This is a genomic window from Nocardioides bruguierae (assembly GCF_023554635.1).
Lineage (GTDB): Bacteria > Actinomycetota > Actinomycetes > Propionibacteriales > Nocardioidaceae > Nocardioides > Nocardioides bruguierae.
Map to the genome: position 1 here is coordinate 313,340 of NZ_JAMJPH010000003.1, position 12,830 is coordinate 326,169.

Annotated in this window: 11 protein-coding genes; 4 read left to right on the top strand and 7 right to left on the bottom strand. The window is 73.4% G+C overall.

Annotation, left to right across the window (positions count from 1 at the left end; translation table 11 throughout):
* Positions 1 to 112: 112 nt before the first annotated feature.
* Positions 113 to 1,150 carry a LacI family DNA-binding transcriptional regulator gene (locus M8316_RS03805; protein WP_250052164.1) on the bottom strand — a complete coding sequence of 346 codons (1,038 nt, stop codon included), beginning with the start codon at positions 1,148 to 1,150 and terminating at the stop codon, positions 113 to 115.
* A 218-nt stretch (positions 1,151 to 1,368) separates the two neighbouring features.
* On the opposite strand from M8316_RS03805, the gene M8316_RS03810 reads away from it, so the two are divergent.
* Complete coding sequence (locus tag M8316_RS03810) at positions 1,369 to 3,579, top strand: cytochrome P450 (RefSeq protein ID WP_250052166.1); 2,211 nt, start codon at positions 1,369 to 1,371, stop codon at positions 3,577 to 3,579.
* Between the two features lie 27 nt (positions 3,580 to 3,606).
* Here the strand turns inward: M8316_RS03810 and M8316_RS03815 are convergent, their stop codons facing one another.
* The 6 genes from M8316_RS03815 to M8316_RS03840 all read right to left on the bottom strand — a co-directional run bounded on the left by M8316_RS03815 (position 3,607) and on the right by M8316_RS03840 (position 10,112).
* Positions 3,607 to 4,179, bottom strand: coding sequence for a P-loop NTPase family protein (locus M8316_RS03815; protein WP_250052168.1), 573 nt, complete (start codon positions 4,177 to 4,179; stop codon positions 3,607 to 3,609).
* 105 nt (positions 4,180 to 4,284) lie between these two features.
* Complete coding sequence (locus tag M8316_RS03820) at positions 4,285 to 5,166, bottom strand: class II fructose-bisphosphate aldolase (RefSeq protein WP_250052169.1); 882 nt, start codon at positions 5,164 to 5,166, stop codon at positions 4,285 to 4,287.
* A complete protein-coding gene (locus M8316_RS03825; RefSeq protein WP_250052170.1) occupies positions 5,163 to 6,596 on the bottom strand; it encodes a GntP family transporter in 1,434 nt (477 codons plus the stop codon). Before M8316_RS03825 ends, M8316_RS03820 begins: the two co-directional genes overlap by 4 nt.
* 198 nt (positions 6,597 to 6,794) lie before the next feature.
* Positions 6,795 to 7,733 (bottom strand): NAD(P)-dependent oxidoreductase, encoded by a 939-nt coding sequence (locus M8316_RS03830; protein WP_250052171.1) that lies wholly within the window; start codon positions 7,731 to 7,733, stop codon positions 6,795 to 6,797.
* Positions 7,730 to 9,214: a four-carbon acid sugar kinase family protein gene (locus M8316_RS03835; RefSeq protein ID WP_250052172.1), complete on the bottom strand. Its 1,485-nt coding sequence runs from the start codon at positions 9,212 to 9,214 to the stop codon at positions 7,730 to 7,732. Before M8316_RS03835 ends, M8316_RS03830 begins: the two co-directional genes overlap by 4 nt.
* Positions 9,215 to 9,410: 196 nt before the next feature.
* A complete protein-coding gene (locus tag M8316_RS03840; RefSeq protein WP_250052173.1) occupies positions 9,411 to 10,112 on the bottom strand; it encodes a FadR/GntR family transcriptional regulator in 702 nt (233 codons plus the stop codon).
* A 174-nt stretch (positions 10,113 to 10,286) separates the two neighbouring features.
* Between M8316_RS03840 and M8316_RS03845 the strand changes: the two genes are divergently transcribed.
* From M8316_RS03845 to M8316_RS03855, 3 genes are all read left to right on the top strand, one after another.
* Complete coding sequence (locus M8316_RS03845; protein WP_250052174.1) at positions 10,287 to 10,676, top strand: tautomerase family protein; 390 nt, start codon at positions 10,287 to 10,289, stop codon at positions 10,674 to 10,676.
* 122 nt (positions 10,677 to 10,798) lie between these two features.
* The gene (locus tag M8316_RS03850) at positions 10,799 to 11,557 is read left to right on the top strand and encodes a sulfite exporter TauE/SafE family protein (RefSeq protein ID WP_250052175.1); all 759 of its coding nucleotides are present in this window, start codon (positions 10,799 to 10,801) and stop codon (positions 11,555 to 11,557) included.
* A gap of 142 nt (positions 11,558 to 11,699) precedes the next feature.
* Positions 11,700 to 12,755 (top strand): LacI family DNA-binding transcriptional regulator, encoded by a 1,056-nt coding sequence (locus M8316_RS03855; RefSeq protein WP_250052176.1) that lies wholly within the window; start codon positions 11,700 to 11,702, stop codon positions 12,753 to 12,755.
* Positions 12,756 to 12,830: the final 75 nt, after the last annotated feature.

Below are 12,830 nucleotides of genomic sequence, written 5' to 3' on the forward strand. Positions count from 1 at the left end.
AGGCCGGGCCCGCACGGGGGCCGGACCGGAGAAGGTGACGTGCCACACAGCGTACGCGTCGTGGCTAGCACGTGCTAGTCCGAGGCGCGGAAACCTTGCCCAGGTGCAGACCTCAGGCCGGCGCCGGGCCGGTGGTGCGTCGCTGGACGAGGGTCGGCGCCACGAGCTGCACGCGCTCGCCCACGTCCTCGCCGCCCGCGCGGGCCACGAGGCGGCGCACCGCCAGGTCGGCCAGGGTGCGCGGGTCCTGGCGCAGCGTCGTGATGCCCAGGACCTCCGCGCCGGCCAGGCGGCTGTCGTCGTGGCCGACGAGGGAGACCTGCTCGGGGACGCGGACGCCGGCCTGGTTGAGGGCGGTCAGCGCGCCGGCGGCCACGTCGTCGCTGTACGCCACGACCGCCGTCGGCAGTGCGTCGGCGTCCGCGAGCATCTCGGTCATCGCGAGGAAGCCGTCCATCTGGTCCTGCCCGGCGCACTCGACCACCTCGAGCGTCACGTCGTCGTGCCTGTCGGCGGCCCGTGCCAGGGCGGCCGCGCGGGAGGCGGCCACCAGCCCCGGACCGCCGCGCAGGTGGGCGATCCGGCGGTGGCCGAGGTCGTGCAGGTGCTCGAGCGCCAGGCTCATGGCGGCGTCGTCGTCCGAGCGGACCACGTCGACCTCCGGATGGGCGACCTCCCAGCCGAGCACGACCAGCGGCAGCTGGCCGGCGAGCCGGGGCTCGGCGACCTGCGGGCCGAGCATGACGAGCGCGTCGAAGCGCAGGTCCTGGAGCGAGGTGAGTGCCGTGGCCTCGTCCCGGGTGGGGGTGCTGAAGCCGAGGGCGAGGCCCCAGCGCACCTGCTCGGCCGCCCCGTAGAGGGCCTCGAGCAGCTCGAGGTGGAAGTGCCCCTCCTGGCCGAAGAGCACGCCGAGCATCTGCGAGTCGAGGCTGGCCAGCGAGCGCGCCCGCAGGTCCGGGCGGTAGCCGAGGTCGGCTGCCGCGGCCAACACCCGCTCGCGAGTGGCGGGGCCGGCGCCGGGCCGGTCACGCAGCACCAGCGAGACGAGGGTGGGGGAGACGTTCGCGGCGCGGGCCACGTCGGCGAGCGTCACGCGGCGGGCGGGACGACGGGGGCGGGCCTCCGGGGTCGCGGGCGGGACGTCGGGCATGGCGTAGGTCTAGCCGCCTCGGCCGCAGGGGGCAAGCGCGGTCATTTCCATGGATTGACTAAAGCGCTTTAGAAAAATGCGCGGAAACCATTGACCGCGCTTCTCGCCGACCCGCACACTCCTGTGCTGTGACCGGGGCCACGTGCCCCGACGGCCCCGACGCGAGCTGCCCGCGAGACCTCCCGCGGCCCTGCGTCCGACCCGAGAAGGACCTCGCCATGACCACTGTGGTGCCCGAGTACAACCCGTTCGCCCCCGGCTTCTACGACGACCCGTTCCCCACGTACGCGTGGATGCGCGACGCGGCGCCGGTCTTCCACAGCGAGCGCTGGGGCTGGTACGCCCTCTCGCGCTTCGAGGACGTGCGCACTGCGATCCTGGACGCCGACACCTTCCGCAGCTTCGAGGGCATGGACCTCGACGACACCGCGCACATGCAGCTCGGCCCGGGGTCGCTGCCCAACACCGACAACCCGCGCCACGACAAGATCCGCGCGATCGTGCAGCCGTGGTTCACCCCGCGCCGGATCGGTGGCCTGGAGGAGCCGATCCGGCGGGTGGTGCGCAACCTCGTCGCGCAGTGGCGCGAGCGCGGCACCGCCGACCTCGCCGCCGAGCTGGCCTGGCCGATGCCCTTCGACGTGTTCTTCACGCTCATGGGCCTGCCGATCGCCACGGGCGAGGAGCGCGAGCGGCTCGAGGGCTGGGTCCACGGCCTCAAGGGCCGCGTGCCCGGCACCCCGCACCTCACCGACGCCGCCGTGGTCGACACCGCCGCCATCACGCAGTACTTCCGCGACCTGCTCCAGGAGCGCAAGGAGCGCCCGCAGGACGACCTGGTCAGCCTCATCGCGCACGCGGAGATCGACGGCGTCCCCTTCGCGCCCGAGGACATCGACCCCGCCTCCGAGGTCCTCGGCTTGATGATGGTGCTGTTCCTCGGCGGGGTGGAGTCCACCGCGGGCCTCACCGCCACCACGCTCAAGCTGCTGGCCGAGAACCCCGACCAGCGCGCGCTCGTCCGTGCCGACCCCACCCTCATCCCGCAGGCCATCGAGGAGGCCGTGCGCTGGGCGACCCCGCTCCAGCTCACCGCCCGCACCACCTCGCGCGACGTGCACCTGCACGGCCAGGTGATCCCGCAGGGCTCCCGCGTGGCCCTGGTGACCGGCGCCGCGAACCGCGACGAGCGCCGCTTCCCCGACGCCGACCGCTACGACGTCACCCGCGGCCTGATCAAGCACGTGGGCTTCGGCGAGGGCGTGCACGGCTGCCTCGGTGCGCCGCTGGCGCGCCTGGAGGTGCGGATCGCGCTGGAGGAGGCGCTGCCGGTCCTCGGCGACTACGAGCTCGACGGTGCCCCGACCTTCTACCCCAGCTCGGTCAACATGTACTGCTGGCAGCACCTGCCGGTCAGCTTCACCCCGCCCGCCGCCGAGACCCAGGCGCTCGACGGCAAGCGCGAGGAGACCGCCTCGACCGCGCTCACCGAGCATGCCGTCGTCGTGGAGGAGAAGGTCGAGGCGGCGGACGGCGTCGTGGCGATCACCCTGCGCGCCGACTCCGCGGACGGCCGGCTGCCGTCGTGGGCGCCCGGTGCCCACGTGGACGTCGTCGCCGGTGACGCCCCCGTGCGCCAGTACTCGCTGTGCGGTGACGTCGAGGACCGCGGCCGCTACCGCATCGGCGTGCTCCGCGAGCCCGCCAGCCGCGGCGGCTCGGCCCACCTGCACGAGGGCGTCTCCGTCGGCGACCGCCTGGTCGTGCGCGGCCCGCGCAACCACTTCGCGCTCAGCCCCTCGCCCCGGTACCTGTTCCTCGCGGGCGGCATCGGCATCACCCCGATCCTGCCGATGATCGCCGCCGCCGAGGCGGCCGGCGCCGAGTGGCATCTCGTCTACGGCGGTCGGACGAAGGCGTCCATGGCGTTCCTGGAGGAGCTGGCCGTGCACGGCGACAAGGTGCGCCTCGTCCCGCAGGACACCGAGGGCCACCTGCCCCTGGCCGAGCTGCTCGGCACGCCGCTGGCCGACACCCAGGTCTACGTCTGCGGCCCCGGTCCGCTGCTCGACGCGGTGGAGGAGAGCTGCGCCCACTGGCCCTCGGGCTCGCTGCACCTCGAGCGGTTCGCCCCGCGCGAGGACGCCGACCTCGGGCCCGCCCGGCCCTTCGAGGTGCAGCTCGTCCGCACCGGCGTCACCCTGCACGTGCCGGCCGACCGCAGCGCGCTCGACGTGGTGCACGAGGCGGGCGTCGACGTCCTCTCCTCCTGCGCGGAGGGCACCTGCGGCACCTGCGAGACCCGGGTGCTGGAGGGCGAGGTGGAGCACCGCGACTCCGTGCTCGAGCCCGCCGAGCGGGCCGCGCAGGACTGCATGATGCTGTGCGTCTCCCGCGCCTGCTCCGACCGGCTCGTGCTGGACCTCTGAGACTCGGGATCCCTCAGGGCTGGCGGCTCAGCCGCCCCGGGTCGCGTCCGTCAGCGGCCCGGCGAGCCAGGCGTCGGCCTCGCGGTGGCTGCGCAGCCGCACCACGACCAGGCCCGGGTGGGCGACCCGCGCGTCGTCCACCCGGGCCGCGGTGCGTCCGTGCCCGCGCCAGCCCCAGCGCACGACGTGGTCGCGGTCGGTGAGGAAGGTGTGCAGCGGTGGCTCGACGTTGCCGTTCCACAGCACCTCCCGGCGGAGCCGACGGCGCAGCGTGCGCGCCACGAGCTGTCGCATCACGGTGCGTCGTGGCAGGTCGAGCCAGACGAGCGTGTCCGCACGCTCCAGCAGCAGGGGCCTGGCGGTCCCGTACTGGAGCTCGGTGATCCACGTCGGTCCCGCGACCAGTGCCCGGACGTCGTCGAGGAACTCCGGCCGGGGCGTCCACTGCGGACCGTGGTGCAGGGCGTCGAGCTCGGTGTGCCCGATGTCGGTGAGTGCCGAGACCCGGCGCGCGAGGGTGGTCTTGCCCGACCCGGAGGTGCCCGCGACCAGCACGCGGTGCGGTCGCGGCAGCGGGTCGAGGGGTCCGAGCAGGGGCATCGCACCAGCCTAGGTCCCGGACGCGGCAGCGCCCCCGCCCGGTCTGGTGACCGGAGCGGGGGCGCTCTGCTGTCCGTGCTGCGTCGCGTGCTGAGGGAGGGGCGATCAGGGGTCGAGCAGGTCCAGGAACCCGCCGACCGTCTCGCCGACCTGCCCGCGCCACGCGGCCACGAGACCGCGCACGTTGGCGCCGGAGGAGACCGCCGCCGGCACGGCCGAGCCGAGCTTGGCGAGCAGCTCCTGGCGCACCTCGGTGTTGACGTTGACCTTGCCGATGCCGCGTCGGGGCGCGGCGGCGAGGTCGGCGCGGGGCAGGCCCGACGCGCCGTGCAGCACCAGCGGGACGCCGGCGGCGTCGCTGACCTCGCGGATGCGGGCCAGCAGCTCCCAGTCCAGGTGCGGGTCGCCCACGTAGTTGCCGTGCGCGTTGCCGATGGAGACCGCGAGCAGGTGCGCGCCGGAGCGCTCCAGGAACACCGCGACGTCGGCCGGGTCCGTCATGCCGGCGGGCACGTGGGAGACCTTGTCGGTGCGGTCCTCGTCGCCGGCCAGGGCACCCAGCTCGGCCTCCACGCAGGTGCCCTCGGGCAGCCGCGCGATGACCGAGGCGACGAAGGCGGCGTTGTCGGCCAGGGAGAGGTGCGAGCCGTCGGCGAGCACGGCGTGCGCGCCGGCGTCCACCGTGGCCTCGATGAGGTCGGGGTCCCTCGCGTGGTCCAGCTGGACGACGACGGGCACGCTCGCGCCGTCGGCGAGCCCGCGCAGCGCACGGACCAGGCGCAGGCCGGTCGCCTCGGCGGCCACCACCGGCGGCACGAGGAGGATGACCGGACGCTTGCGCTCCTCGGCGGCCGTGACCGTCGCCAGCGCGGTCGAGAAGTCGTAGCAGGCCACCGCCGTCACCGCTCCGCCCGCGGCCAGACGCGCCGAGACCACCCCGGCCAGGTCGGCCGGGGTGGTCGCGGTGGCGGTGGCGTGAGCCGTCACAGACCCACCGCGGTGACGATGCCGAAGCAGACGGCGGTGAGCAGGAAGCCGGCGATGCCGAGGACCGAGGTCAGCACGGTCCAGGTGCGCAGGCCGTCGGCCACCGAGAGACCCAGGAACCGGGTGACCACCCAGAAGCCGGAGTCGGTGACGTGGGAGAAGCCGAGCGCGCCGAAGCCGGTGGCCAGGACGAGCAGGGCGACCTGCACGGTGGTGTAGTCGCCGCCCACGACCGCCGTGGTGAGCAGGCCGAGGGTGGTGACGATGGCGACCGTGGCCGAGCCCTGGGAGACGCGGAGGACCACGGCGACCAGGAACAGGGCGAGCAGCAGCGGCATGCCGGTGGCGGACAGCGAGTCGGCCAGGGCGGTGCCGATGCCGGAGACGGTCAGCACCTTGCCGAAGACGCCGCCGGCGCCGGTGACGAGGATGATGATCGCGGCCGGGGCGAGGCCCGCGTCCAGGGCGGAGCCCAGGTCGGCGGAGCTGACGCCGCGGCGGGTGCCGAGCACGTAGTAGGCGATGAAGGTCGTCACGAGCAGGGCGACGGCGGGAGCGCCGACGAAGCCGAGCACGGTGTCGGCGGTGGAGCCCTCGGTGACCATGAGGCCGCCGATGGTGCCGGCCATGATCATCACGATCGGCAGCAGGATGAAGAACATCACCGAGCCGGAGCCGGCCGGGTTCTCGCGGGCCGCCTTGACGACGGCCGACTCGTTCTCCTCCGCGGCGGGGGTGCCGGTGGCGCCGGTGCCGGAGGCCAGCATGGAGGCGCGGAACGACGCGAAGGTGCGCGCGGTCTCGGGGAGCATCGCGATGTCGCGCTTGTTCAGCACGCCGGCGACGTAGTAGCTGAGGAACGCCAGCGGGATGCAGATGACCAGGCCGAAGATGGTGATCCAGCCCAGGTCGGCGTCCACGATCGCGGCGCCGCCGACCACGCCCGGGTGCGGGGGCACGGTCACGTGGATGGCGAGCATGATGCCGCCGACGGGCAGACCGACCTTGACCGGGTCGGCGCCGAGCGCCACGGCGAAGCCGTAGATGATCGGGATGAGGACGATGAACCCGACGTCGAAGAAGACCGGGATCGCCAGCAGGAAGGCCACCGCGGTCAGCGCCGCGATGATCTTGGCCTCGCCGAACGTCGAGGTGAACGTGTCGGCCAGCGAGCGGGCGCCGCCCGAGACCTCGATGAGCTTGCCGAGCATGGTGCCCAGGCCGACGAGGAGGGCGACGTTGCCGAGCGTGCCGCCCATGCCCTCCACGATCGTGGTGACGACGTCACCGAGCGGGATGCCGACGACGAGCGCGGTGAGCACGCTGACGCCGAGGAGTGCGAGGAACGCCGGCAGCTTGAGCCGGATGATCGCGACGAGCAGCACCGCCACCGCCACGATGGCGGTGATGAGCAGACCGGTCGTACCCATGGGTGGTCTCCTTCGAGAGTGGACGGCCGAGGCCGCATGGACAGCAGTGTGTTGCGTGCGTGCGCAGGGCACAGCAACCGGCGGGCAACAGGGGGCGCCAGCCGGCGGGGAGCGGGGGGTCAGGCGGATAGTGCGCGACGAAAAGCACCCGGAACGGGCGCGAACCGGTGCTTGTCGTCGCGCACTATCGGAGCAACGTCAGTCCTGAGCGGGACGCTGCGGGGCGAGGGTCTTGATGACGGCCGAGTCGTCGGCCAGCCCGAGGCCCTGGGCCTCGCCGAGGAGGAAGAGCTGCTCGGCGGCGACGGCGACCGGGGCGGCGAGGTGGTGCTCGCGGGCCGCCTTGCCGACGATGCCGAGGTCCTTGACGAAGATGTCGAGGCGGCTGAGCACCTCGGCACCGTCCTCGTCCCAGGCCTGGAGCATCCGGGGGCCGCGGTTGCCGAGCATGAAGCTGGCGGCGGCACCGGCCTGGAGGCCGTCGAGGGTGCGCTGCAGGTCGAGGCCCAGCTTGTCGGCCAGCGCCAGCGCCTCGGCGGCGGCAGCGATGTGGACGCCGCAGAGCAGCTGGTTGACGGTCTTCATGGCCTGGCCGTCGCCGGCCTTGTCGCCGACCACGACGAGCGTGGAGGACATGGCGTCCAGCACCGGCTGGGCCTTCTCGCGGTCGGACGGGGTGCCGCCCACGACCACGAGCAGGTCACCGGCGCCGGCGCGGGCCGGACCGCCCGACAGCGGGGCGTCGACCAGGCCGATGCCCAGCTCGGCCAGCTTCTCGGCGGCCTCGACGACGACGCCCATGCCGACGGTGCTGGTCATGAGCACCACGGAGCCGGCCGACAGCACCTCGGCGATGCCGTTCTCGCCGAACAGGCTCTCGGAGAGCTGGGCACCGTCACGCACGGCGAGCAGCACGACGTCGGCCGGGGCCGCCGCGGAGCGGGCGTCGGGGTGCACGGTGATGCCGGAGGCGGCGGCGAGCTCGGCGCGCGCCGCGGCGGGGTCGAAGCCGTGGACCGTCGCGACCGTCGTCAGGTTCTGCGCCATCGGCAGACCCATGGCACCCAGGCCCAGGACGCAGACGGACAGGCCCTCGGCGGGGGTGCTGGTCTCGGGGGTGACGGCGGTGGCGGTCATCGGGTGGCTCCTTCGGACAGGGTGCGGACGACGTGGGTCAGGGAGTCGTCGTTGCCGACGTTGCCGGCGAAGACGACGTAGGGGGTGCCGAGGCCGGGCCCGTCCATGGGCTGCCACAGCGAGACGATGCCGGGAAGCATCGGACCGCGGACCATGGCGCGGCTCATGCCGAGACCCTCGGTCGCGGTGTCGGAGGAGGTGATGCCTCCCTTGGCGATGACGAAGCGCGGACCGGCCGTGCCGGCCTCGCCGCCCACGCCCTCGTCGACGACCGTGCGCACGACCCCGACCAGGGCGGCCGACACGGTGCGGGAGATGTCGAGGCTCTTGGCGCCGTCCTCGACGCGGACGAGGGTGCGCGAGGTGTGCAGGACGACGGTGCCGGACTGCAGCCCCTTCTTCACCCGGGCCACGACGTCGGCGACGTGGGCCTGCGACTGCGCGGGGTCCAGCACGAGCGGGACCTCGAGCTCGACGACCTCCTGCTCGACGTCGCTGGCGCGCAGGTCGGCGAGCTGGCGGGTGGTGAGGGCGACGTGGCTGCCGATGACGACGAGGCCGCCGGTCGCGGCACCGCCCTCGGCGCCGTAGACGGTCTCGGGGTCCAGCGGGGCCGGCGGCTCGAGGCCGATCAGCGCGCGGACGAAGGTCGGCCCGACGCGGTGCACGAAGGTGTGGCCGTGCTCCTGGGCGAGCAGGACGCCGAGGGCGACGACCCGCAGGTCCTCCTCGGTCACGGCGTCGACGGCGACGGGGAGGCCGCCGGTCGCCTGCTCGAGGACCTCGGCGACGGCCTCGGGGCCGCCCTCTCGGATGGTGCGCAGGTCGACGTTGAGCACGTCGGCCGCGGCGTACCGGCCCTGGGTCACCTCGGCGACCCAGTCGCGCAGGTCGGAGGAGGAGTAGCCGAACGTGGCGTCCTTGGCGAACTCGGTCTCGCCGACCGGCACGGCCTCGCCGTCGGTCACCCAGTAGTGCACGCCGTCGACGGTCACGCGGCCGGCGTCCGGGAAGGCGGGGACGAGCAGGACGGCGTCGACCTGGTGCCCGGCGACGGTGCTGCCGCTCGCGGTGGTGACGTCGGCGGCGACCTCCTCGACGAGGGTGTCGGTCTCCAGCGGGAAGTGGCCACGCAGGGTGGAGTCGCCGCGCGAGACGAACGTGACCTCGACGCCGGCGGCGGCCGCCGCGGCGCGGGCCGAGCGGGCGACCTCGCGGTTGCGCTGCGCCGCCTCGGCCGGGTCGAGGCTGCGGGTGTTCGTGAGCACGTAGACGGCCGGGACCTGCTGCTCGAGGGCCCAGGCCAGGTCGGCCTCGGTCCAGCGGGTCAGCACGGGCAGCCCGGCGACGGGCTGGGTGCCGGTGGGGTCGTCGTCGAGGACGACGAGGACGGGGGCCTTCGCGGCCTTCGCCTCGACCTCGGCGGCGCTGGTCGTGGGCGACGGTGCGTGGCCGGCCAGGACCTGCGTGATGGTGGTCATGGGGGAGCTACTTCCGGGCTAGTTCTCTGATGTCAGACATCTGACAGTAAGTGTGTGACCTGAGTCGCGTCAACGTGAAGGCATGGTCCACATCACGAGACGGCCGTCACATGGCCTGAAACGTTCCAGTGGCCCTGTCGGTCGGCGTCCGGGCGCGACTGACGGCCCCCGGGCGGGGGGTCGGAGGGGTGGCGCCTCAGTCCTTCAGGACGTAGGTGTGCAGGTCGTCCAGCGTCTGCTGCATGTGCCCGGCCATGGCCGCGCGGCAGGCCTCTGCGTCGCGCGCCTCGGCCGCGACCAGCACGTTCTCGTGGTGGACGAGCGCGTGCGCCTGGATCTCCGGCACCTCGGACGTCTCCAGCCGCGTCTCGGCGAGCAGGCGCCGCACCGGGTCGAACATCACCGGCACGAGCAGGTTGCCCGAGGCGTGCAGCAGCACGTCGTGGAAGGCGAGGTCGTGCTCGACGAAGGAGTCGACGTCGCTGCTGTGGTGGGCGGCTCGCATGGCGTCGAGGTGGGCGCGGAGAGCGGCCACGTCCTCGTCCGTGACGCGGGGGCCGGCGAGCTCCGCGGCCCCGACCTCGATCATCCGCCGCATCTCGAGGACCTGCAGCGACATGGCGCGCGCGCCGCCGCTGGCCGTCGCGGCCCGGGCGACGGCCTCGATCGACGTCCAGCGGTCGACCTCGTTGACGAAGCTGCCCCGGCCGCGCTCGGTGCGCACCACGTTCATGGCGGCGAGCTGCTTGATGGCCTCGCGGGCGGTCAGGCGGGAGACCTCGTACTCCTCGCCGATCACGAGCTCCGAGGGGAGCAGCGTGCCGGCCGGGAGGTCCCCGGAGACCATGCGCGAGAGGAGCCCGTTGGCGACGACGCTGACCAGGGACTCGCGTGGCACGGGCGGCACCTCTCGGGTGGGTTCGTGCCCAGGCTGGGCGGGAACCGGTCGGATGTCGGACAAGTGGCTGCACCCTAGCCGCCGACGGGCCCCGGGGCCGGGACCGCGTATTCCGTCGGGGTGGGTGACCTAGATGACCTGGTTTGTGCATATGTCATGACATATGCTCAAAGCATGCCGTTCGTTCGTATCGACCTCGTCGAGGGGCGCACCCTCGAGCAGATCCACGCCATCGCCGACGCCGTGCAGGAGTGCATGGAGGAAGTGTTCGCGGCCCCGCCGCGCGACCGCTACCAGGTGGTCACCGAGCACAAGCCTGGGCGGATCATCCTGGAGGACACCGGGCTCGGCCTCGAGCGCACCGACGGCGTCGTCGTCATCTCGGTGCTCCAGCAGGGCCGCTCCGCCGAGCAGAAGCAGGCGCTCTACGCCGCGCTGGCCGAGCGTCTCGAGCTCAAGGCCGGCGTCCGCCCGGAGGACCTCATGGTGAACGTCTCCGAGAACACCCGCGCCGACTGGTCCTTCGGGATGGGGCGCGCGCAGTTCCTCACCGGCGAGCTCTGACCGCTCGCCCCCGTGCCGGGGGTCCGCTCCGTGACCCCCGGCACACCCTCGTGTGGCACGTGCTCCAGACTGGATCGGCCTGACGTCGCCGGCGTCGGGCCCGACCCGAGCCGAGGAGCCCCGTGCTGACCTCCCTGATGCCGACCCTGTCGCCGCTGGACTGGGTGCTCCTCCTGGTCGCGGCCTTCCTGGTCGGCTTCGCCAAGACCGCCGTGGGCGGGGTGGGTGCGGTCTCCTCCGCCCTGTTCGCCCTCGCGCTCCCGGCCCGCGCCTCCTCCGGCGCCGTGCTGCCGCTGCTCGTGGCCGGCGACGTGATCGCGGTCAGCACCTACCGGCGCAGCGGCTCGCTGTCGGTCCTGCTCAGGGTGCTGCCGGCCGTCGTGCCCGGCCTCGTGGCCGGCTGGCTGTTCATCGGCGTGGTCGACGACCAGGTCATGAAGGCGACCATCGGCACCATCATCGTGGTGCTGGTCCTCGTGCAGCTGTGGGCCAAACGGGCGAACCCGGAGTCGCGCCTGGGCCAGCACTGGGCCTTCGCCGTGGGAGCGGGCTTCGTGGCCGGCTTCGCCACGATGACGGCCAACGCCGCCGGCCCGATCATGGCGATGTACCTGATCGCCGCGGGCATGCCGAAGCTCCAGATGCTCGGCACGAGCGCCTACTTCTACCTCGTCGTGAACCTGATGAAGGTGCCGTTCAGCGCCAACCTCGACCTGATCGACGCCGGCTCGCTGGTGCTCGACCTCGCGCTCGTCCCCGCGCTCGCCGTCGGCGCCTGGGTGGGCGTGAAGGTGATCCACCGGCTCGACCAGCGCTCGTTCGAGTGGATCGCGCTCGTGCTCAGCCTGGTGGCGGGCGTCCTGCTGCTCGTGACCCTCTGACCCGCCCATCGGGCGCCCGCAGAGCCCGCCTGCTGGTACGGACCGGCGCACCTGACTGGCACGTGACATGAGACCTGCGACACCTGGCCGTGGCCCCTGGCCTAGGGTGGCTGCCCAGGACGAACCGGCGAGGGGGAGCCAGGTGAGCGAGAACCGGTCCGGCGCGGTGGGCAAGCCGCCCACGATGGCGGACGTGGCGCGCCATCTGGGCATCTCCCGCCAGCTGGTCTCCATCGTCATGCGCGACGCCCCCGGGGCCAGCGAGGAGACCCGGACGCGGGTGCGCGAGGCGGCCCGCGAGCTGGGCTTCGCGCCGCACACGGGTGCCCGCACGCTGCGTCAGACCCGCAGCTGGACGCTCGGGGTGCTGTTCGTGCCGGCCCACGCGGCCGAGCACGAGATCGTCGAGGCCATCTACCCGCTGGCCGCCAAGCACGGGTACGACGTGGTGCTCTCCGCCCTCACCGACACGCGCGGGCTCGAGGCCTCGGTGGAGGAGCTGGTCGGCCACCGCTGCGCCGCGCTCCTGCTCATCGGTGCGCCGCTGGAGGAGGGCCTCATGGCCCGCCTCGTCGACCGGGTGCTCGTGCCGGTCGTCTCCGTCGGCAGCGGCGCCCGCAACGGCGACTACGACGTCATCCGCTCCGCCGGTGACGAGGGCATGCGCGCGGCCGTGGAGCACCTGGTCTCGCTCGGCCACGAGGAGATCGCCTTCGTCACCCTCGACTCCATGCCGGACGGGCCGCTGCGCCGCCGCGGCTACGAGTCCGCGGTGCGCGACCTGGGCCGTGAGGTCGACCTCGTGACGGTGCCCGGCGACTACCGCGACGACGACTACTTCGAGGAGGCCGGCGCGGCCGCCGGCCTGGCGCTGCTCGAGCGGCCGCGGCTGCCCACCGCCGTCCTCGTGCCCAATGACTCCGCCGCGATCGGGCTGCTGCTCACGCTGGCCCGCAACGGCGTGCGGGTGCCCCAGGACGTCTCGCTGGTCGGCTTCGACGACAACCCGATGTCGCGGCTGAGCGCCATCGACCTCACCACCTCCCGGCAGGACCCGGAGATGCTCGCGCGCGCCGCGGTGGACGTGGCGGTCCGCCGCATCGAGGCGGAGCCCGGCACCGTGCGACGCACCGGCGAGCTCGTGGTGCCCACCACGTTCATCGCGCGGAGCAGCTCGGCGGAGCCCCGTCGGGGTTGACAGCTGGGAAATTCCTGAGTCCTGCGTCGTGCCCCGCGACCACCACCCCGCCCCAGGTGGGGTGAATAGGGGCGT

Coding starts and splice junctions, on each gene's coding strand:
- M8316_RS03845 (WP_250052174.1), top strand. CDS start 10,287: ATGCCGTTCGTTCGTATCGACCTCGTCGAGGGGCGCACCCTCGAGCAG.
- M8316_RS03805 (WP_250052164.1), bottom strand. CDS start 1,150: ATGCCCGACGTCCCGCCCGCGACCCCGGAGGCCCGCCCCCGTCGTCCC.
- M8316_RS03810 (WP_250052166.1), top strand. CDS start 1,369: ATGACCACTGTGGTGCCCGAGTACAACCCGTTCGCCCCCGGCTTCTAC.
- M8316_RS03830 (WP_250052171.1), bottom strand. CDS start 7,733: ATGACCGCCACCGCCGTCACCCCCGAGACCAGCACCCCCGCCGAGGGC.
- M8316_RS03825 (WP_250052170.1), bottom strand. CDS start 6,596: ATGGGTACGACCGGTCTGCTCATCACCGCCATCGTGGCGGTGGCGGTG.
- M8316_RS03815 (WP_250052168.1), bottom strand. CDS start 4,179: ATGCCCCTGCTCGGACCCCTCGACCCGCTGCCGCGACCGCACCGCGTG.
- M8316_RS03835 (WP_250052172.1), bottom strand. CDS start 9,214: ATGACCACCATCACGCAGGTCCTGGCCGGCCACGCACCGTCGCCCACG.